This is a genomic window from Nostoc sp. DedSLP04 (genome assembly GCF_034530775.1).
Lineage (GTDB): Bacteria > Cyanobacteriota > Cyanobacteriia > Cyanobacteriales > Nostocaceae > Nostoc.
The window spans coordinates 1-23,557 of sequence record NZ_JAVRCL010000090.1 but is presented as its reverse complement, the minus strand read 5'-3'; the positions used below and the strand labels follow the sequence as shown (position 1 = coordinate 23,557).

The window sequence follows — 23,557 nt, the reverse complement described above, 5'->3', positions numbered from 1 at the left end:
AATCGCTGAAATTCCTTTGCCGTATACATTTACCATTTTCGGATAAGTCTATTGTAAATCGCTGGCTTAAACCTGAAAATACCATATGGTCAAGCATGATTATAGATAGGTTGATGCAAGCATTAAAGGATGAAATTTTTACAATTTGTTTTGAAACAATCGAAATGTACCTTGCAGATTATTTAAATGACCAACTTCGAGAAAAGTCTGAAGCATATTTAGGTGCAATGGAGGTAGATGATGCTTCTCATATCCATTGGTACTTGTACTTAAATTCAATAGGAGCGAGATACAGAATTAATAACCAAAATGCTTCGGTATTTTGGGATGGCATTTCTGAAGAATCAAAAGATGAGTCTACGATTGAGCGTCTTATCCAATTCGGTTTCAAATCGGTCTGCTTTGAAAGCTTGAATGGCAGATATACAATTTTTGACGAGTATCATGATTTTGAACATGCGAGAAGAGTTGCGGAATGGAAGAAGCAATGCGGCAATTTACTGGCTTTCATTGCTGACGGTGTAGCCCATAGAATAGGTGATGCTGTCCCTGATTTAGGGGATAAGTTATGGGCTGCTTTAAAAACTTTTACTGAAGCAGAAACCAATGAAGAATTTGCTCAAGTTACTGCCTCTTGTAGACGAATAGTAGAGCATGTTTCAGATGAATTATTTCCCCCTATAGATGGAGAGCTTGAAGGACGTAAATTGGGAACGAAGCAATATCGAAATCGGCTCCTAGCCTTTGTTGATGAAACAAGGAAAAGTGATACCAATATTGATCTTATTTGGGTTAGTACAAAGACTCTTAGTGAGCAGATGGAAAAGTTATCTGAGTTAGCTAATAAAGGAGTTCATTCGGAGGTTTATAGAGTAGAAACCCGCAGATGTTTATTACGAACCATCATGCTATTAGATGACATTATTTCTCTAAAAGTTGGAGCGTTTGAGATTAAAACCAAGCTTAATTTTGATGATTTTTTTGAAAAAACCTTCGGGTTGTAGTGGCATGGCAAAGATAAATATAGTGCAAGAGTCGTAGCCACTGTTTTAAAAGTCAAGATATCGTTTTTGTATTTTGACAACTCTTGTACTGTCAAACTTGAGTAATTCAAATGTACCGAACTTGATTTTCCATCTCATCTGCTGTCACTTGATTTAAAATCGCTAGTAATCGTTTTGCTATTTCTTGAGGTGGACGACGAACAGCATAAATCACTCCATAGTGCATTTGTTCGCTATCAAAATAAGCTTGTATGAGTTCTTCAAAATCGGTACGGTTGTGTGTAACTAGTGTTCTTCCTTGGGTGACAGCATAAGCCATTTGTTCCTCATCGCTTGCATGAAGTTGTCCTGCATCTCTTACGGTTAAAGCATCAAAGCCTCTAGCTTTTAGTAAATCCGCTACCAAAACGTTGACATCCTCATCTAAGTACAAGCGGATGAACAAGTTACTCATAAATCTCGCACCAAGAGATCAATCAATTCATCAGGGATTCGGTTACGTTCAATATAAGTATTAATTTCATCTTGATGATCGCTGTAATAACTCAACGCATCAAATACTTGTGCCAGGGTTAGATGAGGCAAACCTTGGGGAATTTCTTCAGGAGATACACCCATACGCCAAGTTTCAACGATCGCTCTAACAGATGTACGAGTTTCCTTGATAATTGGCTCACCACCTAGAATATGCTCGTCTTTGACAACGTAAAGATGTTCTGTTGCTTGAACCATAGATATGAATATCTTGAGAACTTTCCTAGATGATAATTGTACAGATTCTGTCAAGAAGCCACAAACTACTGTTAATTGATCAATTAAATGTATTTAATGCCTCAAATCAAGGTATTATAAGAATTTATAATAAATCAAGTCTGATTTTTTAGCTGGGTTGGAAAAGCATTTAGTTCCAGTAAAGAGACAGCGTAACTATTGATTCTAGCTAAGACCGCCATGAACCCTAGCTTTTTAACTGCCCATACTCCAACCACGATCGCTATTGTTGGCGGAGGTTTTAGTGGTTCTCTAGTCGCTACCCACTTATTAAAAACTGCCAGCCAACCCCTCACCATTAAGCTGATTGAGCGTAGCGATCAAATTGGCAAGGGAATCGCCTACAGCACCGATACCAACTGTCATTTGCTGAATGTATCGGCAGGTAACATGAGTGCATTTGCTCACGATCCAGGGCATTTGTTACGTTGGCTTCAACACAACCGAAATGAGTTAACAGTATTTTTTTCAGAAGAAGTAAATGCCAGTACCTTCATACCTCGTAAAGTTTATGGTTTATACATTCAATCGGTTTTAGCAGAAGCAGAAGCCACAGCGCCTAGTGATGTGCGACTAGAACGCTTCACCGATGAAGTGGTAGGAGTACAGCCCGAAGAAAAAGGCGCAATGATTTCTCTACGTAGTGGTCGCTGTTTTGCCGCAGACAGAGTTGTGTTGGCATTGGGGAACTCACCTTCTGCACCCCCCGCCATTCAAAACGCAAACAGTAATGATGATTATCTGCGGAATGCTTGGTCAGCCGATGCCTTAGCAGACCTTGATGCTGATGCACCTGTGTTGCTAATTGGTACGGGACTGACGATGGTGGATATGGTTTTATCTCTGAGCGATCGCCAACATCGCGGTAAAATTTATGCTGTGTCCCGACGAGGCTTATTTCCCCTCAAACATCAAGCGGCTCAACCTTATGCCTGCTTCTTGACGCTAGAAAATTCACCAAAAAGTGTACGTGGCTGGTTACGTCGGCTACGTGCCGAGGTGGAAATTGCGGCTACCCAAGGCTACGACTGGCGAGCAGTAATTGATTCTCTGCGTCCACTGAATCAGAAAATCTGGCAAAAACTACCGACTGAAGAACAGCAACGTTTTTTGCGTCATCTGACACCCTATTGGGATGTGCATCGTCACCGCATTGCCCCAAGGGTGGCGGATGTTGTCACTGAAATGCTGGATTCTGGTCAACTCACCATTGCTGCCGGGCGGATTAGGGAATATCAAGCTTTGCCGGATAGTGTAGCTGTTACCGTGTGTCAGCGCAAAACCCAAACTAATAATATCTTGCACGTCCACCGGGTGGTGAATTGTACAGGAGTAGCAGCAGATTATCGCCGATCGCCTCATCCTTTGATTACTGATTTGCGATCGCAGAAATTAGTTCGCCCCAATACCATCGGTTTAGGATTAGATACAGATACCCACGGTGCATTATATGCAGCAGACGGTAATGTTTCGACGCTGTTTTATACCTTGGGAACTCCGCGCAAGGGCGACTTGTGGGAAACTATCGCTGTACCAGAATTACGAGGACAGGCGCAGGAACTATCTAAGACGTTGTTGCAATCGCTACCAGTGCGTGCGCGCCCTATTCCAACGATGCCTTTGTTAAGCGATGGCAGTGCAGAGATACCGCAATCAACTTTTCTATTTCGGCAATTTTTTGACCCTGCAACTAGTAGTTATACTTACTTAATTGGCGATCGCCAGACAGGAGATGCTGTTCTAGTCGATCCTGTATTAGAGCAAGTTGACCGCGATTTGGAATCATTGGATGAATTGGGATTAAAGCTACGCTACTGTCTAGAAACTCACCTCCATGCCGATCATATTACAGGGGCAGGCAAACTCAGGCAAAAAACAGGCTGTGAGGTGATTGTTCCCCAGAATACTGCTGTGACAAAAGCCGATCGCTCCCTTGTCGGTGGCGAAATCCTAGAGGTGGGATCGGTAATCATCGAAACAATTTCTACGCCAGGTCACACCGCCAGTCATATAGCATATTTAGCGAACAAAACCCATCTGTTAACTGGTGATGCCTTATTTATTCGTGGTTGTGGACGCACAGATTTTCAGGGAGGCGATCCTGGAACTTTATACGATGTAGTGACACAACGCTTATTTACCTTGCCAGATGATACGTTGGTATATCCTGCCCATGACTATAAAGGACGCACAGTTTCCACCATTGGCGAAGAAAAGCAGCTTAATCCCAGATTTAGCGATCGCAGCCGTAGTCAATTCATTACCATCATGAATAATCTCAAATTAAGTTATCCCCAGAAGATGAATGCAGCTGTACCTGCGAATGAATACTGTGGTGATTTTATTCCTCAAGAAAGCTTAGACCAAGCTACAAGTTCGCCAACAGATGAAGAACAGAAACAAATAGAACTCACAGTTATGACTAATACAGAAATTTACAATGATTACTTTGCTATGTATATCTAGAGCAGATTAAGCTTCCCCGCACGCTTCGTGACGGGGATTTCTGAAGAGTCCACAAAAGAACTTAAATTCTGTTTAAGTCCTGTTACTTCAAAGCACAATTCATGCCAATCACCCAATGGCTGATAACCAATTTCCTGGTAAATATGATTAGATATCGGGTTTGCTAAATCTGTAGATAGGAAACAGAATCGATATCCCTGGTTCAATAAAGTCTGACTCAAAGCTGCTACGCAAGCACTAGCGTAACCCAGGCGACGATACTTTGGTGGTGTGTACACCATATTTACTCGCGCACCATTGGGCGTTAGTCCACCACGACAAGCAATTGAAACCGGGACTTTATCCTGCCAAAGATAAGCAGTACCTTCCTTCAACCGATGTTTAACCCAGCGTTCTGCTTCTGAGTCAATCTCGCCAAGGGTTTCTAGAGAAAAAGCTTCATACCAGTTTATCAAAAGTGTGCGATCGCTTTCTGTTGCTTGTCGTAAATAACCTGTAGCTGCGGAAATATGTCGTACTTTTTCCAGTTTAAAGGTACGCAACGCTAACTTTAATTGGTAAGATTGACCAGTTAAAGAATGCCAAGCTGAAGCAAAGGCTTGGGCTTCATCTACGGGAGCATTAACTCCCGTCAGTGATGGATAGGAAACAGATAAATTTTGAGCAAGTAGCTCTACTGCTTTCAAATCTTCAATCTGTGAGAGTAATAATGGGCGGGGTGGCGTTCTAATTGCTACTGCGACAATATTATTATCTATTTCCACAGCTGCCAAGTATGGGGTTTCTTCATAGCGTTCAGGATTGTGAATCAAGCTATTGCTAATTCCCAGCAGCAGACTATGGATTGGTTCTTGATTGAGCAAATAATCTTTCACCCAGGTATAAAATTGATTAGCATCTTGAAATTCATGAATTTTCATTTTATGTCATTACATTTAATTGTTGGCAATTTGTCATTGTGAGTGCAACAACAAAATCACAAAGTTATTGAGATTGGGTAGAGCATCAGCCAGATATTGCCATAAATCAGATAGTAAAAGCCTTTAAGGGACGCTCATCTTATATGTTGCCTAAAGAGTTCCCGCAATTATTAAAATTGCCTAGCTTATGGACTAATAGTTATTTTTACTCTACTGCTGGACAGGTTTCGGCAGATGTTATCAAAAGATATATCGAAGATCCACATCACGGATAATATTTACGGCGAATAAATTCGCCTATTCGCCTTCCTCTACTGCCTTAAGTCAAGTGGCTTCCGTGCTATTCGGCGATTTTCTTGTGAAAATCAAAATTTTTCCACCCAAGGTCGCAATTCAACTTCCCAAGTCCAAGCATTGCGAGGTTGGCTCAGAATGTTGAGATAAGTTTGAGCGATCGCATCTGGATCGAGTAAACTATCTGGTTGATTTTCTGGTTCTATCCGGGTAGCAGAACGAATTCCTCCATCAATCACAAAATGCGCTATATGGATATTCTGAGGAGCCAATTCACGGGCAATGCTTTGAGCCAAACCCCGTAAAGCAAATTTACCCATTGCAAACGGTGCAGACTGAGGATAACCCTTAACACTGGCGGAAGCACCTGTAAAAAAGATCGCTCCCCCACCCGCAGCTAACTGACGTTTTGCCGCCGCTTGTGCTACTAAAAAGCCACCATAGGCAGTAATTTCTAGTGTTTTGGCAACATCGGCTGGGTCAAGTTCCACAAATGAACCCCGAACCCGCCAGCTAGGATTATACACAACTAATGTTGGTACTCCTAGCTTTTGTTCGACATCTGTAAATAGTTGTTCAACTTCATCTGGTTGAGAAGCATCAGCAGTAAAACTGACGGCTCCAATTTCATCAGACAATGCTTTGAGCTTATCAACTTGTCTTGCTGCTAAAGCAATAGTAAAGCCTTCTTTTGCTAATAAACGGGCTAATGAGGCACTGAGTCCACTACCAGCCCCAACAATCAATGCAATATTTGTCATATCCTCAAGTTCTCCCTTGTGATTTGAACCATAATTTGACCAAACGGTCACGAAATACTTCAAAAGCAGTTAGGACATTCCCCCTTTTCGAGGGTACATACAAAAAAACCTGTAAAGACATCAAGAATTGCAAAGGGTTAAAACAAAAGTAGAGCCAATAGCCAACATTGATTTAACAACCTCTGGCTCAATCCCTAAAGGCTTTAAACAAGTAATTTGATTCATCACTTCGAGCATACTATATTCTTTAATATCAAACCCTTGTTCATAAGCGAACTGTTTCACATGGTCGATGTTTTCAAAGTGATAATTATTAATAGCTCGACCTGAGACATTACTTGCAGTTTGATTAAGTCTTTGCAACCCAGGACTAATTTGCCGTAGTTGATTCAAGCCATCAAAAGTGGTTAGGTCAGGTGTAATCCATACACCGTCGTAAACTTGCAGTATCTCACGAACATTAGCAAACACTTTTTGCTTTTCTGCTAAGGTTAGGTATGTTAACAATCCTTCGCATAAAACAACTACAGGTTGGTTTTGATGTAAATAATTTACGTTCAAAGGAAACTGACTAGGTTGATTAGTAGCGTCAATTGCTTCAAAATACAAATTCTGCCGTTCTCCAATCAATCGTTTTACGAGTTGTTGCTTCTGACTAATCATTGCAGGTAAATCACTTTCAACAAAAGTGATATTTTGATTTTGAGACATTGCCATACCACGAGGCAATAATCCAGATGCTAACTCGATAATTTGGGTAGTTTCAAATTGCAAGTGTTGAGATATTACTTGGTTAACAGCTTTGTAACGAGCCTCAACAAGAACAGACACTTCACTCGGCTGACTTAATTGTTTTTGTTGCAGTTGTTCTATGAAGCTTTCGGCATTAACTAATTGAGATAATTCCTTGCCATAAGGGATATCAGTAAACTGCCTAGTATAAGCTACCATCAAAGCTGTGGGACTAATTGCATCAAAAGAGCTTGCTTGTGATTGAACCATCTGCTACCTTACATATAGTTTTTTATCTAATCTAATATTTGTGTATCTAATACATAATACGGTAAGACTATTGACTTAGCGTATTTGCCAAGCACATTTCTTAGAGAGAGTTTCAACCCTTTACCTGCTCTATCTTTACACCCATTCCTTGGTCTAGTTCTATGAACTTTGGCCCGGCGATCAAAACTACGATCATCATTAAAATACTCGTCACCATGATGATGCTCACGACGCTGGGATCTTCAAAATTACTTGTAGCTACTAACAATGCTGCGGCAAAATTACGTTGAGCTGTTCCTACTCCTAGCACTCGTTGGGTATCGATACCAGGGCCGCCCAAAAGATAACCCACGGTGAAGGAGAAGACTATGAAAACGGCACAAACCAAGATTGCACCTGTTTGTAATAAGCTAATGATATCGTTAGTGTGAACTATCAGCCTGACTACTAGACCTAAAAGTAATCCAGCATTAGATAATTTGAACAAAATCGGCTGGATAATGGGAGCGATCGCACTCAATTTTGCTTTGATGAATAACCCAATAAACAATGGGCTAACCATCATTAACAATAAGGGTTTGGCAATGTCCCAGGAGTTAATTTGCACACCTTCCACCACTAAGGGCAGTACAATCGGCATATAAAAAATTGTGCCTAGCATTAGTAACATCATTAACCCCACCGAGAAAGCTATATTGCCTTTGACTATGTGGGCAAGTTTAGGTAGTGCTGGAGGCCCTGATGCTACTGCCATAATCAGTAAACCATCTCTTAGTGGTTCACTTAAATGTACTACTTGTAGTAACAAATATACAAAAAGCGGCACTAGTACAAAATTTGTCAGCAGCGATGAGATAACTAAGCGGAGGTTGCGGAGTGGTTCCCAAATCTGTTGTACGGTGAGACTTAACCCTGCACCCAGCATGGTGAACACGATAAATGTGAAAAGTGCGAGTTTATCGATTAGTGACAAGATTTCATTCATGATTTTTTTTCACGCAGAGTTGCGGAGGGGCAGGGGAGGAGGGGAGACAAGGGGACAAGGGGACAAGAGGACAAGGGGACAAGGGGGACAAGGGGACAAGGAGACAAGGGGGATAAGGGGACAAGTCTCTCCCTTGTCTCCCCCCTCTTCCTTGTCTACCTTGTCTCTTCCCCAATGCCCAATCCTTATTACTTCAATTCCAGGGTGACTTGCTGTAAGTTACCGGTGAATGCAAAGGGTGTTTGGTAAGTATCTACCGCAGGTGTGCCAGTATCTTGACCAACATCAAAGGTTTCATCTAAACCAAATCGGTAGCCTACGGTTTTATCAATGCGACCTTCGGCAACCTGTTGATCGTTTATCGAGAGCTTACCAGTACCGCCTGCTCCCGGAGCGCCACCGTCATAAGCAAAGTCAAATTTGATTTGGGATTTGCCGATCGCAATTGGTTGGGAAGATTGAATGATTGTGCGATCGCTATTTAACAAGTTGTAAGCAAAGGTGGGTTTACCTTCTTGCAAGAAGAAACTCCAACCCGCAAAACGTCCGCCTTGGGTAACTAAAACGCCTTCAGTACCATCTTTGGCAGCATCCACATCGGCAGTGATGCTAAAGGAGCGATTCTTAATATTGGGAGCGCTACCTTCGGGAATCCCTGCAACAGATGTGTAATAAGTAAAGCTATTGCGTCCTGTGATTAGGTTGGAACGGATTTTGACATCAAACCGTTGAAGTAAGCGATCGTCCAAGGGCAGAACTTTGTATTTCTCTGCTTCCTTCAAAAATAAATCTTGTAGTTGCGCTAACTTGTCAGGGTTCTGCTTGGCTAAATCGTTGGCTTCACTGAAGTCTTTGGTAATATCGTATAGTTCCCAATTATCTTCATCGAAGCTGGTTTTGGAAACACGCTCCCAAGGTAAGCGTCCATGACGGGCGGCTGCTACCCAACCTCGATCGTAAATGCCACGATTGCCCAACATTTCAAAATACTGGGTTTTGTGATGGGATGGTACATCAGGATCGTCAAAGCTATAAACAAGGCTAGTACCTTCGATGGGTTGTTGTTTTACACCGTTGACTACCTCTGGTTCTTCAATCCCCACAGCCTCCAGAATTGTGGGATAAATATCAATTACATGATGGAATTGGCTTCGCAGTCCACCACGATCTTTGATGCGTTGGCGAAGCCCGCCGGAGGCATCGCCCCAAGCCACAACTAAACCATTGCGGGTTCCGCCGAAGTGAGAAGCAATTTGTTTTGTCCATTGGAAGGGGCTATCCACTGCCCAAGCCCAAGCTGCATGAAAATGATTGAAGGTTTTTGGCCCACCTAAATCATCAAAAGCCGCGAGAACTTCTTGAGGACTTTCTGCTACGCCATTAAAGACTTTTAATTCATTAACACTACCTGTTAAGCCGCCTTCAGCACTCGCACCATTATCGCCGGCGATGAAAAAGACTAAGGTGTTATCCAATTCACCCAGTTGATCGATCGCATCAATAACTCTACCAATTTGTGCATCAGTATGGCTGAGGAAACCTGCAAATACTTCCGCCTGACGCGCATAAACTTTCTGCTCGGTGGGAGTGAGAGAATCCCAAGCTGGAAGTTCCGCCGGGCGAGGAGTCAGCTTAGTATCGGTGGGAATTACACCCAAGGCTAACTGACGAGCAAAGATGTCTTCGCGTAATTTATCCCAACCTCGATCAAATTTACCCTTATACTTGTCGATCCATTCCTTGGGCGCATGGTGTGGGGCATGGGTAGCGCCAGTGGCAAAGTAGGTAAAGAAGGGTTTATCAGGAGCGATCGCTTGTTGGGTACGAATCCACTTAATTGCATGGTCTGCTAGATCGGGGGTGAGGTGATAATCAGGGCGATCGCTTGGTTTCTGAATATGTTGGGTATTTTCCACCAAAGCTGGACTCCATTGATTGGTATCACCGCCCAGAAAGCCATAGAAGTACTCAAAACCTAAACCTGTCGGCCAGCGATCGAATGGGCCTGCTGCACTGGTTTCATAGTCTGGGGTATTGTGCCATTTGCCAAAAGCGGCTGTGTTATATCCATAATCTCGCAATACTTCAGCGATCGTTGCTGCACTTCTAGGTAAAATCGCAGTATAACCTGGATAGCCTGTGGCTAACTCCTCAACCACACCTGTATTCACAGAATGGTGATTGCGTCCCGTGAGCAATGCGGCTCTGGTAGGAGAGCAGAGTGCTGTAGTGTGGAATTGGTTATAACGCAATCCCCTTTCTGCTAGACGGTCTAAATTAGGCGTATCGATCGCACCGCCAAAGGTGCTGGTTTGTCCAAAACCGACATCATCAAGCAACACCAGCAACACGTTTGGTGCATTTTCTGGAGCCTTAATTGGTTTGGGGAAGTCTGGTTCGGATTCTTTGTAAGTAATGCCAATTTTGCCTTTAAAAGATGGTTGGGGTAATGGCAATTTGTCGCCATAGTCCGCCCAAGCAGGTAGAGGTAAGAGACTAGAAAATATTAGCGTTAGGGCTGTCAAAAATGCGATTCTCCTTCGGAGACGCTGCGCGAACGCACCAGAAGTTAGCTTGAGAGATGCATACAAAGAATCTCTCTTATGAGGATCAGTCATACAATTTTGGATTTTAGATTTGGGATTTTGGATTTATGGATAGTGTGCTAGAGGACAAATTTTTAACTAGCCGAAACCCGATATGAGTAGTACCCGTATCGGGTGATTCTGACTCCCGCGCCGCCGGACGGAAGCGACTACAGTAATTGGGAGCGCAGAGATACGATCCCCCCTTGATTACGTGTAACTCTGGTTCATCGGGCTTTTTGGGATCAAAGCTTTGATTTAAGGCAATAGGATTAATTCGATTGGATTTGCGATCGCGTCCAACTTGATAGAAATCAGTAGTCCATTCCCAAACATTCCCGGTCATGTCATAGAGTCCATAACCATTGGGTGCAAAAGAACCGACGGGAGCAATGCCCAAGTGACCATCGGCTTTGGTGTTGAAAAAGGGAAAAATTCCTTGCCAAGTGTTGGCTCTATGTTCAGAATATTCATTGCCCCAAGCATAGGTTGCACCATCCAAGCCACCACGGGCGGCATATTCCCATTGAGCTTCGCTGGGTAGGGATTTTCCTGACCATTTGGCGTAGGCTAGGGCATCTTCGTAAGCTATGTGAACAACTGGATAGTTGGATTTGCTAACGATTGCACTGTCTGGCCCAAAGGGATGTTGCCAATTCGCGCCAGTAGTCCAATGCCACCAACTCAAAAAGGAAACTTCCTTGACACCCGGTTTTGCCATCTCAAACACTAACGAACCCGGTAATCGTTGCTCATCGGGTAAATCGGGAAACTGTTCTTGAGATAAGGGACGCTCTGCAACTGTCACATATCCTGTTTGTTTGACAAATTCACCAAATTGTGAGTTTGTTATCTCATATTTATCAATACAGAAGTTAGTCACCGTTACATCTCCAGGCGATCGCTCTTCCATAAAATTGGAATTATCAGACCCCATTTTGAACGTTCCTTGTGAAATCATCGCCATACCTTGGGGACAGGGATTGACTGTGGCTGCCAATGCGGTTGTATTGATGAATAAAAGTGCGATCGCTATTCCCGAAATGAATATTAGTGTGAGAAAGTAATGTTTTTTCCCATCTCTAATATTCTCAATTTTGCTAGTTCTAATTGAATGCCTGTAGTTCATCAATAAGATTCAACTTTGCTTCAAACTTATATCATTTTGGTTTTAGATGAAAAATTCCCTTTTCATCGTAGTTATCAGTAATTTATTTTTCGCATTACATTATTTATTGTGGAAAAATCTATATTCTAATCAATAAATTTTAAGAAGATTTTCAATGTTTGATACTATGCAGAAAATGTTAACTCTAAACTTAGGCTAATTTACAACAAAGATATTCATTTTTGCTAAAGTACTAAAAACCGATTAAGTTACCGATGTTTTATCTAATATTGATAAATTACATCTTGTGAAAAGATAAGTCAAGCACTATATATATTTAGCGACGAAAAAGCTTAACACTACCTCAGTCAGATATTGGTGTAGCCCCAAAACCAGTTTTGATACTCTTCTTAAACCCAGTTTTTTCGTAAAACTGGAGTACTTCCTTGGTTTGCCTTCCACTTAGGAGCATTACTTTGTAACAATTATGACTCCATGCAGATTGTAACGCAATGTGAGTTCGACAAGCCCTTTTTTGACCTCTCCCCCAACTCCTCTCCAACACGGAGAGGGGAGCCAAAACTGTAGAGGGACAAATTATTTGACCAAAACAACAGATTTTTTGTCAACAATCCAAATTCTTCTATATTGCTTGTTCAAGCAACTTCTATAGCTTCATATCAGAAAGGCTAAAAATCAGATTCCTCTAGAGCGAAGCTTACAAGCTTGAAGAACTTGACAAATTATTTATCGCTGTGGTCAAATAATTCGTCGCAGTAAAGCGAAACACGAAAAATACAGTACGCGCTCCTTAAGCGCTATGTCCTGCAAGGTAAAATCAGTGTTAAGTACAAGAAAGATGCTATAAAAAAAGATGCATTACGAAAACACTATCTTTTTATAGGGGATGGCGCTAGTAATCCTGATAAAGCACCCAAAGAACCAGTTCCAAGAGCGGTTAGAAGTTCAGGAATTTGTTTGTTGCCGTTTGCTTGTAGAGCAATTGCACCTATAAGACAAATTAATACCGTAGAGGTAAGTGTACCAACAATCATACGGTAAATCCAGGGGTCTGTTTGTATATAGTTTTGTGGCAGATTAAAAGTATTATTTACTGCATCAGCGTTTTGTTGTACACCTTGCTGACCTCTTGAATCATTGAGAGTTGATGGTTGTTTACTTTCTTCAAGTAAAGACTGTGTTTCGACTAAAGAGTTTTTTGCATTCTCTGTACTCATAGTTAGTGCATCCTTTTTATTTAATAAAAATAAGCGTTGGAAGTTTTCTATAATTGTTAATCACATTACGATTCCTCTTTTTCGGAAAAGTAGAAACAATCAGCAAAGTTTTTTGGCAGTCAAGTGAGATCGCCCCTCTGTCCCTTGTGCCTCGATCGTTGGAGTGGGCTTAATTTTGGGTTTAAACAGGCTCTAGTAGGTTAGCTGTGGATTTATTGGCATCGCTGTAGGGGATTGTGAGGTGTGTAGTAGGAGCGATCGCGCCCAATACTCAATGTCTCGCTCCAAGATAAGTAATAAGCCATCTGAGTAATGGTAGCAGTCGGTTTTATCGATACAGTGGTCGAAAGTATGATTTCAGTTAACCACCGCCAGTCAATCGCACACCTGCTATCATTGTTAACCCAGATTTACACTTGCCCAGATACCCTTACCATCAGCAATGCCGATAGTTTTGCTGATGTATGGGCTTCTTCATGATGAAAGAGAATCTAGCCATCAACCTTTTCTAAAGTGGGTTTATATTTTTGTAGCTAAAACAACACTAATTTTCTGGTTTTTTACTTACAACACGGAGTTTGTGGTTTGCTACCTGCGCCTCATCTAATGCCAGTTGCTCTGTCTTCAAACCTTGAGAGTGAGCTTTTCCACTTGTTCTGTGCGGTATTAAGGATAAATCTTTAACCGGACACTAGATGATAAATTAATAGTGCTGACCTACTCAAACTGATTTGAGTTAATCCGCAAATACACGTATGCAGCTAGATGAATATTAGATTAGTAGATAACCGAAATATTACTGTAATTTTTGAAGGTTTTTATATATGTAAATGGTTGATTTCAGAGGATATACGGTAACGATAACCAAAGCGATCGCGGTACTTTAATTTTAATAAATCTTATATTATTCAGATTAAAAAACTCAGAAAAGATGACGAAAACAGAATGTAGAAGCTCAAACTAATAATCAATTCTAGTCTAAAACTAGTACGGTAAAACTCTGACAAACGCCAAACGTAGTTCTCCTTGAGAATATGAGACTCACTCTCTAGGTGTATACGCATCTACAAAAGGTCTGAGGCTAAAAACCTCTTCTTTCGCACTTCAGGCTTTGATGAAGACTTGTGCAATATGTAGGTTTTTATGATGGAAATTTTAAATAATTTTTTCTCTACTAGCCAGTTTATTCCCCACGGACATTGCTATCTCTGGAAACCAGGATTGGTGTGGTTGCATCTGATTTCAGATGTGTTAACTGGACTTGCTTATTATTCAATTCCAGTGATGTTGGTTTATTTTGTTCGTAAACGGCGAGATATGCCTTTCGGCTGGATATTCTTAATGTTTGGCACATTCATCGTTGCTTGTGGCACAACTCATTTAATGGATGTATGGACGCTTTGGTATCCTACCTATTGGCTATCAGGGTTAGTCAAAGCTATCACCGCTTTTGTTTCCGTATTAACGGCTATAGAGCTTGTGCCATTAATGCCACAGGTGCTAGCTCTACCGAGTCCTGCCCAACTAGAGGCTGCAAACTACCAACTAGCAAAAGAAATTGCTGAACGCATACGGACTGAAGAAGTGTTGAGGGAAAGCGAGCAACGCTGGCAATTAGCTTTGCGAGGCAATAATGATGGAATTTGGGACTGGAATGTTAAAACCAATGAAGTTTTCTTCTCGGCTCGCTGGAAAGAAATGCTCGGTTACGAAAACCACGAAATTTCTAACCATTTAGATGAATGCGTGACACGAGTGCATCCGAACGATATTGAGCGGGTGAAACAAGCGGTTCAAGATCACTTTGCTCAGAAAACACCGTTTTACATTACCGAGTATCGAGCTTTATGTAAAGACGGCACCTATAAATGGATTTTAGATCGAGGGCAAGCACTGTGGGATGAAAATGGTAATGTAGTACGAATGGCAGGCTCACATACTGACATTACCGATCGCAAGCAAGCAGAGGAGACACTAAATAGCCTACTTAACCAATTAGAAAGCAAGGTTGAGGAAAGGACAGCAGAGTTAACAAAAATCAACGAATCGCTACAGACAGAAATTACTGAACGCCAGCGAATAGAAGAAGCATTGCGAGAGAGCGAACAGCGATTTCGGGCTGCATTCCATCAAGCTGCTGTTGGCATTGCCCATGTCGCAATCGATGGAAGCTGGTTGTTAGTTAATCAGAAGCTTTGCGATATTCTCGGTTACACACTCGAAGAACTACAGTTGTTAACTTTCCAAGATATTACTCACCCGGACGATCTTAATACTAACCTGAAATATGTTGAGCAGATTTTAGCAGATAATATTCAAACTTACTCGATGGAAAAGCGCTATTTACGTAAAGATAATTCCATAGTTTGGGTTAATCTTACTGTGTCTTTAATGCGCGAATCTAATGGGGAGCCAAAATATTTTATTTCTGTGGTCGAAGACATTAGCGAACGGAAAGCCGCGCAACGCGAACGCAAGCAGTGGGAGGAGCAAATTCAAGCATCACTATTAGAAAAAGAGGTGTTATTAAAAGAAATTTATCATCGGGTCAAAAACAATTTACAGGTTATTTCCAGTCTGCTAAACCTGCAATCTGCCTATATAAAAGACAAAGAAGATTTAGTAATATTTCAACAAAGCCAGCAACGGATTGCATCAATGGCTCTCGTTCATGAAAAATTGTATCAATCTCAAGACTTAGCAAGGATTAATTTTGGTGAATATATTCGAGATTTAGTCAAAAGTTTATTTACTGCTTATGAAGTCAATGAAGATGCGATCGCTTTGACAATAAATACGGAAGATTGTATTTTTCTCGGTTTAGATACAGCAATTCCTTGTAGCTTAATTATCCATGAACTTGTATCTAATTCTTTAAAATATGCATTTACCAAAGGTAGTAATGGTGCAATTAATATTGAAATAAAGAAAATAATTAATAATAATTTAATGCTAATAGTTCGTGATGACGGTATTGGCTTACCACCAAACTTTGATTTTAAAAAAATTGCATCATTAGGATGGGAGTTGGTGGATGCTTTAACCCATCAGTTAGCAGGAAATATAAATATTACAAGCTCTACTGGAGTAGAGTGCCAGTTGACATTTCCTTTAATATAAATAGACAATCAATAAAAGATGACAAGCGCAAAAATTTTAGTTGTGGAAGACGAAGCTATTGTTGCTAAAGACTTACAATATCGGCTTAATAAATTTGGTTATATAGTACCTGCTATTGCTTCTTCAGGAGAAGAAGCGATTAATATAGCAAGAGAAATATCTCCAGATTTAGTTCTGATGGATATCAAGCTTAAAGGCTCAATGGACGGGATAGAAGCTGCTGAAGAAATCTATAAGCGTTTGGATATCCCAGTAATTTATTTGACTGCTTATGCAGATGAAAACACATTAGAACGAGCTAAGATAACTGAGCCGTTTGCTTACCTGCTGAAACCTTTTAAAGAAAGAGAACTACAAACAAATATTGAAATAACTTTGACTAAGCATGGTTTAGAAAGGCAATTAAAAGCTAATAAAAAATGGCTGGATGCACTTTTAAAAAGTATCAGCGATGGTGTAATTGCTAGCGATTTACAAGATGTAATCACTTTTATGAATCCGGTTGCGGAAAATCTGACTGGATGGAAACAAGAAAAAGCGTGTGGTAGAAATTCCTCAGAGATATTTAATATTGCTAATGGCGAAACTCATAACTCTATTGAAAGTCCGACTATAAAAGTTCTTCAAGATGGTATTATAGTTCATCTCCCCGCAGAAACAATTCTGATTAATAAAGATGGTGCAGAAATACCAATTGATGACAGCGCTGCACCAATTAAAGATGACAAAGATAATATTACAGGCGCTGTATTAGTGTTTCGAGATATTACTGAGCGCAAACGAGCGATTGAGGCGCGTCAAAAGCAAATTGAGCAAGAAAAACTTGTAGTGCAATGGAAGGAGATAAATCAACTCAAAAATGACTTTTTGAATTTAGTTTCTCACGAACTGCGATCGCCTCTGAGTAATATCAAGATGATGATTCAAATGATACAATTATATAATAATACTGAGGATGCTCAACGCTATCTAAAATTAATAGAAAGCGAGTGCGATCGCGAACTAGAATTAGTTAACGATCTACTAGACTTACAACGGCTAGAAAGCTCATCTTATCCAGTTCTTACACCTGATGCGTTGCTCTTACAACAGTGGTTACTTTGGGTTATCGAGCCGTTTCAAATTCGCGTTCAACAACATCAGCAAACTCTACAGCCGAATCTCCCTGCAAATCTCCCGCCGCTATTGTCAGATAGCATTAGCTTGGAACGCATTATAGTAGAATTGCTCAATAATGCTTGTAAATACACACCTGCCGGTGGTGAAATTGTCTTAAATGTAAGTCATAATTCTTCGGAAACACCTGCAAAAACAATTATTACTGTTAGTAATTCAGTAGAAATTCCGGTAATAGAGTTACCACGAATATTTGATAAATTTTATCGTCTACCCAATGCAGATATTTGGAATCAAGGTGGTTCGGGTTTAGGTTTATCTATAGTCCAGAAATTAGTGGAACAATTGCAAGGAAACATTCAAGTAGAAAGTGGCAATGGATGGACTACATTCACTCTTACATTAACTGATTTATAGTAATCGATAATCCAGAAATTGCTATAGCAATCCTAAATGAGATTGTGAAAATTTTTGTTATGGTTGTCCTTGGTCATTTGTCATTACAAAGGACAAAGGACAAATGACAAATGACTAATAAATGAACTTGATATGAGATAATTAACCCAAATTATTAAATATCGAAAAATGTCATTAACTATATCTTCTACACCTCAAGGTTTTAGTGCATTCATCACGAATTTGGGAATACGAGATACAACTGATGATTTTGTATTTATTAAATCATCAGTTCCTTGTGTTGCAGATGGAGTTTTCACTCAAAGTCTTTTTGCTGGGCCAAGTGTTACTATTAGCCGCGATAATTTAAAAGATTCACAAGCACAAGCAATTGTCGTTATATCGAAGAATGCAAATGTAGCTAATGGTTCGGTTGGCATCGCTGATGCTCAAGAAGTTCTGCAATTAGTTGCAACTGAAACTGGAATTGCTGCACGTAATATCGCGATCGCTTCTACAGGTGTAATTGGCAGACGTTACCCCATTGAAAAAATCCGGGCTGGTTTATTAGGATTGGGCAAAAAATTGACTGATGCTGATTTTCATGCCGCCGCTCGTGGTATTATGACCACCGATACAGTAGCGAAACTAGCTACACGACAAATAGGAAATGCCAAGCTAGTAGGAATTGCCAAAGGTGTTGGCATGATTGAGCCGAATATGGCTACTCTTCTAACTTTCTTTTTTACTGACGCTGCAATTTCTGCAAATAGCCTTCGTTCTATTTTTCGCTCTACTATAGATAAAACTTTTAATTGTTTGAGTGTAGATACGGATACTTCTACTAGTGACTCTGCTGTGATTTTAGCTAATGGAATAGCGGGTGAAGTTTCAGAAGTAGATTTTGCTAGGGCATTGCAAGAAGTTGCACAGGAATTAGTGCTGAAAATTGCACGAGATGCAGAAGGTGCTACTAAAATAATTGAGGTAACTGTAGATTCAGCGATTAACTATACACAAGCTAAAACAGTAGCGAAAGCAATTGTAAATTCCCCATTAGTAAAAACTGCTGTTTATGGAGCAGATCCGAATTGGGGAAGAGTTGCTATGGCTATAGGCAAATGTGAAAACGAACAGCAAATAAATCAAGATAAAGTTGTTATTAGTTTTGATAATGTGAAAGTTTATCCTAGTAGCTTAACTAATGAAAATCTAGAACAGTTACGGCAAATTATGTCTCAAGATAAAGTAGATATTCATGTTAGCCTTAATATTGGCGATGCCTCTGCAACTGTATGGGGTTGCGATCTTTCAGAGGGTTATATAGAAATTAATGGTAAATACTCAACTTGATTAGACTTGTTGCACAAATGTAAAATTTGCCCACCCTACGGGAAGCGAGCTACATCTCCCAACTCCAAATATTTAAACGTTTCTAACAAATGTTCAAGTAATTGCAACAATTATTCAAACGTTTGCAACAAACGTTCAAACATTTCCAACAAATGCTTAAACATTTGCAATAAATGTCCCAACGTTTATAACAAATGCTCCAATGTATGCAATTAATGTTGAAACATTTATAAGACTTACGCAAAGTTAAGGTACTTTTGTTCTTGCGATCGCTCCCCTCGCTCTTAGCGTTCTTGTAGAGTAGCAATCTTAGTCTTAACCAAATACTTTGATATTGCTAACGACAACTTCTGCTAACACCCAATTGAAAACAGCTACCTCTGCGCTACTCTATGAAAAAATTTCTCACCACTTTTTTAGCTTTGGGTGTTTGTCTAACGCCTTTAACAGCGATGTTGATAGCTCAACCCACCTGGGGACAGACTCAAAATTTGCGATCGCAAGAAGCACAAAGACTGCTTGAGCAAGGGATAAAGCTGTCACAGCAACAGGAACATCAACAGGCAATACAAATATTAGAGCAAGCTTTAACCATTGCACGACAACTCAAAGACCAAAAAATTGAAGCAACTGCACTGCTTGGGCTTGGGTTTAACTACGACCGTTTAGGAGAAAAGCAAAAAGCACTCGATTTTTACAACCAAGCTCTGCCCCTTATTCGGGCTGTGGGCGATCGCACTGGTGAGGCTCGCACGCTCAATAACATCGGTTTAGTCTACTCCGATTTAGGAGAAAAGCAAAAAGCACTCGATTTCTACAACCAAGCTCTGCCCCTTAGGCGTGCTGTGGGCGATCGCACTGGTGAGGCTGGCACACTCAATAACATCGGTGCAGTCTACGACGATTTAGGAGAAAAGCAAAAAGCACTCGAATTTTACAACCAAGCTCTGCCCCTTATTCGGGCTGTAGGCGATCGCACTGGTGAGGCTCGCACACTCAATAACATCGGTGCAGTCTACGACGCTTTAGGAGAAAAGCAAAAAGCACTCAAATTTTACAACCAAGCTCTGCCCCTTATTCGTGCTGTGGGCGATCGCGCAGGTGAAGCCACTATACTCAATAACATCGGTGCAGTCTACGACGCTTTAGGAGAAAAACAAAAAGCACTCGAATTTTACAAGCAAGCTCTGCCCCTATGGAGTGCTGTGGGCGATCGCGCAGGTGTTGCCACTACACTCAATAACATCGGTGCAGTCTACGACGCTTTAGGAGAAAAGCAAAAAGCACTCGATTTCTACAACCAAGCTCTGCCCCTTATTCGGGCTGTGGGCGATCGCACTGGTGAGGCTCGCACACTCAATAACATCGGTAAAGTCTACGACGCTTTAGGAGAAAAGCAAAAAGCACTCGATTTTTTAAACCAAGCTCTGCCCCTTTGGCGGGCTGTGGGCGATCACGCTGGTGAAGCTGTCACCTTGGGTAATATTGGTGTATTCTTCCAAAGTACAAATCAACCAACCCAAGCCATTACTAATTTAGAGCAATCTCTCAAAATCAGCTTAGAAATGCGCCGGGGTTTGCAGCGAGAAAATCGCCAAAAGTTTTTACAGGAAAACGATGTATATGCTACTGCTTTAGTCGATGTCTTGATTAATCAAAAGAAATACGCTCAAGCCTTTGAATGGGTTAACCTATTCACCACAGCCGATCTTGCTGATTATACTCGCCTCATTAATGCTAAAGTTGCCAACCCAGAAGCACAGCAGAGCCTTGACGACTGGAGTAAAAAAAATCAACAATTGGAAGCACTGCGACAACAACTGCAAAGCGATCGCTCCGAAAGCCTACCCCAACAGATTCGGCAATTAGAAGCACAAGTTTATTCAGAAGCCGAAAATATCTCTCGCCGTTTTCCTGAAGTGGCAGAACTATTTGAAACTACACCCGCAGATATTAAAAGTATTACATCCTCCATCCCCGCAGGAACGGTTGTAGTTCAACCCGTCTTACTAACTAATGTAAAAGATATGCCCGATAATATCGCCTTTTTTATCTTCACTAAAGGCGAGTTGAGCGTTATTAAAAAATCTATTGATCCCACTGAATTTAATATACTTATTACTCAATACTTGACAGAAGTACAAGATGACAGTGATTCTAGTTACGTTGAAACTGGCGGCAAACTTTATGACATCCTTATTCGTCCTATAGAAGGCAAAATTAAGGCTTTATCCCCCAAAGAACTTAGTATTATTGCTACTGGTCAACTGCGCTCTTTACCTTTTGAGACTCTTTACGACAGTAAAACTAAGCAATTTCTGATCCAGAAATATCCTGTCAATTATCTCACTCGTATCTCCAATAATTCCCTAAAATCTCCAGGTGTGCAAAATGCTGTACCCCGCAAACCACAAGCTGTTTTAGTATTTGGTAATCCAGTACCCCGTGACCCGCAAAATCTCCCAGGTGCAGAGGTAGAAGTCAAAAATATTAAGGAAATACTACCAGATAGTGAAGCCTATATCGGCAGTGATGCCACCCTGGAAAAGTTTAGATCCCAAGCATTGCGCTTTTCGTTTTTGCATTTAGCAACTCACGGCTGTTTCCAGACTGAAGATTGCAAAAAAGTCAATTTAAAAAATAATACGTTACTATTTGCTGACAAACCCTTAGATATTGCTAATGCTGCTCTTTTAGGTTTACAAGGCATACAATTAATTACTCTTAGTGCCTGTCAAACTGCTGTAGATCCTAATTTGAATGGTGCAGGAATTACAGGTGTTGCTTATATATTTGAGCGTGCTGGTGCTAAAGCTGTGATGGCAAGTTTGTGGGCGGTTGATGATGAAGCAACTCAGGAATTGATGGTTTATTTTTATCAGAATCTCAAGCAAGGTATGAGTAAAGGGGAGGCTTTGCAACAAGCTAAGTTGAAGCTAATTGCAGACCATCGTCATCCTTTTTATTGGTCGCCATTTGTGCTGATTGGCGATGCACGCTAAAGTAATTCGTAATGAAGCCAGGAATGGAATAGGCGAATGGAATTCGCGGCTACACAGGCAAAGTCCGCCTCCGCGGACTAAGAAAAATTGAGGGTTTGAAACCCACGGAGGCGGTCACTGAGCTTGTCGAAGTGTGGGTTTTGTATTTCGACTCCGCTCAACACAAGTTGTGTAGACGCGGTTTCTAACCGCTTTTTGAATTACAAACCGATTCGCTCACAACAACTTATCTGGTGTAATTGGCAGATCGCGAATCCGCTTACCTGTGGCATGATAAACTGCATTAGATATGGCAGCCGCTACCCCAACAATCGGAAGTTCCCCCAGGCTTTTGGTTCCTAGTGCATTCACATAAGGATCGCGTTCTTCAATAAATTGCACTTCCATATTGGGGATATCTGCATGAACGGGAATTAGGTAATCGGAAAGGTTAGCACCAACTATTCTGCCTTGATTAGGATCTATTACAGTTTTCTCCATCAGCGCCATACCAATTCCCCAGGTAATTCCGCCGATAACTTGACTGCGTGCTGTCTTGAAGTTGAGAATTCGCCCTGCATCATAAACGCCTACGCAACGTCTAACTTTGATTTCTCCTAACAATTCATCAACTGCAACTTCAACAAATATCGCCCCAAAAGAATGTTTGGCATATTGTTGACTCTCTGGATTGAGTGAGGATTCCTCTGTAACTTCTAAACTTTCTAATTTATGACGGCGGAGAACATCGGTGTAGCTGTCTCGCTTTGATGGGTCTTGTTTTGAAAATATTTGCCCTGACTCAACGGCAATATCTTCTGCTTGCGAGCCGTAAAGCAAAGAATTTGCATCTTCGATCGCCATTTTAATTATCTTATCCCGTGCAGCGATCGCAGTTTGATACACCGCCGGCGAAACACTCCCAACGGTAATTGAGTTCCCTGTAATCGGGGCTTTGGGAAGATTAGTATCACCTAATTCAAACTGCACTGGTAATCCCAATACTTCAGCAGCTACCTGCGTCATCACTGTATAAGTACCAGTACCGATATCTTGAGTACCACTTTGTACTTTCACTTCTCCAGTGGCAAAAATTTCTACCTTGACTGATGCAGTTCTAGCATTGGTGGGAAATGTCGCACTTGCCATTCCCCAACCAATCAGGAAATGATTGTCTCGCATGGAACGGGGAACTGGATTGCGTTGTGTCCATCCAAAAATTTCTGCCCCTTTTTGATAACATTCTTTCAGGGATTTACTTGACCAAGGTAATCCTTTGTGCGGATCGATATCTGCATGATTTCTTAATCTTAGTTCAATTGGATCGATATTTAAGGTGTATGCCAATTCATCCATTGCCGATTCTAAGGCAAACATTCCCGGCGCTTCTCCTGGCCCCCGCATAACCCTCTTCTGTCACTTTCCGACATAAGCAAGTAGTAAATAACTGAAATTAT

General features: G+C 41.1%; 17 protein-coding genes and 2 pseudogenes. 9 read left to right on the top strand and 10 right to left on the bottom strand.

What is annotated here, in order from left to right:
- Positions 1-1,004: hypothetical protein (locus RMX89_RS31960; RefSeq protein WP_322691772.1), on the top strand; the 1,004-nt coding region annotated here is incomplete at its 5' end.
- A 106-nt stretch (positions 1,005-1,110) separates the two neighbouring features.
- Here RMX89_RS31960 and RMX89_RS31955 read toward each other — a convergent pair.
- Positions 1,111-1,458 (bottom strand): DUF5615 family PIN-like protein, encoded by a 348-nt coding sequence (locus RMX89_RS31955; protein ID WP_322691771.1) that lies wholly within the window; start codon positions 1,456-1,458, stop codon positions 1,111-1,113.
- Positions 1,455-1,736: a DUF433 domain-containing protein gene (locus RMX89_RS31950; RefSeq protein ID WP_322691770.1), complete on the bottom strand. Its 282-nt coding sequence runs from the start codon at positions 1,734-1,736 to the stop codon at positions 1,455-1,457. Before RMX89_RS31950 ends, RMX89_RS31955 begins: the two co-directional genes overlap by 4 nt.
- A gap of 198 nt (positions 1,737-1,934) precedes the next feature.
- Here RMX89_RS31950 and RMX89_RS31945 point away from each other — a divergent pair, with 198 nt between their 5' ends.
- A complete protein-coding gene (locus RMX89_RS31945; RefSeq protein ID WP_322691769.1) occupies positions 1,935-4,241 on the top strand; it encodes an FAD/NAD(P)-binding protein in 2,307 nt (768 codons plus the stop codon).
- On the opposite strand, the gene RMX89_RS31940 is transcribed toward RMX89_RS31945, so the two are convergent.
- On the bottom strand, positions 4,238-5,161 hold the full coding sequence (locus RMX89_RS31940) for a GNAT family N-acetyltransferase (protein WP_322691768.1): 924 nt from the start codon (positions 5,159-5,161) through the stop codon (positions 4,238-4,240). The genes RMX89_RS31945 and RMX89_RS31940 overlap by 4 nt on opposite strands.
- Positions 5,162-5,238: 77 nt before the next feature.
- Here RMX89_RS31940 and tnpA point away from each other — a divergent pair.
- Positions 5,239-5,436, top strand: a pseudogene (gene tnpA, locus RMX89_RS31935) (IS200/IS605 family transposase); the annotation flags it as partial.
- 90 nt (positions 5,437-5,526) lie between these two features.
- On the opposite strand, the gene RMX89_RS31930 reads toward tnpA, so the two are convergent.
- The 6 genes from RMX89_RS31930 to RMX89_RS31905 form a co-directional block, all read right to left on the bottom strand.
- Positions 5,527-6,216 (bottom strand): SDR family NAD(P)-dependent oxidoreductase, encoded by a 690-nt coding sequence (locus RMX89_RS31930; RefSeq protein ID WP_322691767.1) that lies wholly within the window; start codon positions 6,214-6,216, stop codon positions 5,527-5,529.
- A 120-nt stretch (positions 6,217-6,336) separates the two neighbouring features.
- Positions 6,337-7,218: a class I SAM-dependent methyltransferase gene (locus tag RMX89_RS31925; RefSeq protein ID WP_322691766.1), complete on the bottom strand. Its 882-nt coding sequence runs from the start codon at positions 7,216-7,218 to the stop codon at positions 6,337-6,339.
- Positions 7,219-7,330: 112 nt separating this feature from the next.
- On the bottom strand, positions 7,331-8,203 hold the full coding sequence (locus RMX89_RS31920) for a bile acid:sodium symporter family protein (protein WP_322691765.1): 873 nt from the start codon (positions 8,201-8,203) through the stop codon (positions 7,331-7,333).
- Between the two features lie 188 nt (positions 8,204-8,391).
- A complete protein-coding gene (locus tag RMX89_RS31915) occupies positions 8,392-10,821 on the bottom strand; it encodes an arylsulfatase (protein ID WP_322691764.1) in 2,430 nt (809 codons plus the stop codon).
- Between the two features lie 13 nt (positions 10,822-10,834).
- Positions 10,835-11,917 (bottom strand): formylglycine-generating enzyme family protein, encoded by a 1,083-nt coding sequence (locus RMX89_RS31910; RefSeq protein ID WP_322691763.1) that lies wholly within the window; start codon positions 11,915-11,917, stop codon positions 10,835-10,837.
- Positions 11,918-12,786: 869 nt separating this feature from the next.
- Positions 12,787-13,134 (bottom strand): hypothetical protein, encoded by a 348-nt coding sequence (locus RMX89_RS31905; protein WP_322691762.1) that lies wholly within the window; start codon positions 13,132-13,134, stop codon positions 12,787-12,789.
- 312 nt (positions 13,135-13,446) lie between these two features.
- Here RMX89_RS31905 and RMX89_RS31900 point away from each other — a divergent pair, with 312 nt between their 5' ends.
- From RMX89_RS31900 to RMX89_RS31875, 6 genes and pseudogenes are all read left to right on the top strand, one after another.
- A complete protein-coding gene (locus tag RMX89_RS31900) occupies positions 13,447-13,614 on the top strand; it encodes a hypothetical protein (RefSeq protein WP_322691761.1) in 168 nt (55 codons plus the stop codon).
- A gap of 1,065 nt (positions 13,615-14,679) precedes the next feature.
- Positions 14,680-15,111 (top strand): annotated as a pseudogene (locus tag RMX89_RS34650) (PAS domain-containing protein); the annotation flags it as partial.
- Positions 15,112-15,225: 114 nt separating this feature from the next.
- A complete protein-coding gene (locus RMX89_RS31890; protein ID WP_322691773.1) occupies positions 15,226-16,254 on the top strand; it encodes a PAS domain S-box protein in 1,029 nt (342 codons plus the stop codon).
- Between the two features lie 18 nt (positions 16,255-16,272).
- A complete protein-coding gene (locus tag RMX89_RS31885) occupies positions 16,273-17,787 on the top strand; it encodes a response regulator (RefSeq protein ID WP_322691760.1) in 1,515 nt (504 codons plus the stop codon).
- A gap of 168 nt (positions 17,788-17,955) precedes the next feature.
- A complete protein-coding gene (argJ, locus tag RMX89_RS31880; RefSeq protein WP_322691759.1) occupies positions 17,956-19,119 on the top strand; it encodes a bifunctional glutamate N-acetyltransferase/amino-acid acetyltransferase ArgJ in 1,164 nt (387 codons plus the stop codon).
- Between the two features lie 392 nt (positions 19,120-19,511).
- Positions 19,512-22,121, top strand: coding sequence for a CHAT domain-containing tetratricopeptide repeat protein (locus RMX89_RS31875; RefSeq protein WP_322691758.1), 2,610 nt, complete (start codon positions 19,512-19,514; stop codon positions 22,119-22,121).
- A 216-nt stretch (positions 22,122-22,337) separates the two neighbouring features.
- On the opposite strand, the gene RMX89_RS31870 is transcribed toward RMX89_RS31875, so the two are convergent.
- The gene (locus RMX89_RS31870) at positions 22,338-23,504 is read right to left on the bottom strand and encodes a xanthine dehydrogenase family protein molybdopterin-binding subunit (RefSeq protein ID WP_322691757.1); all 1,167 of its coding nucleotides are present in this window, start codon (positions 23,502-23,504) and stop codon (positions 22,338-22,340) included.
- Between the last annotated feature and the right edge of the window lie 53 nt (positions 23,505-23,557).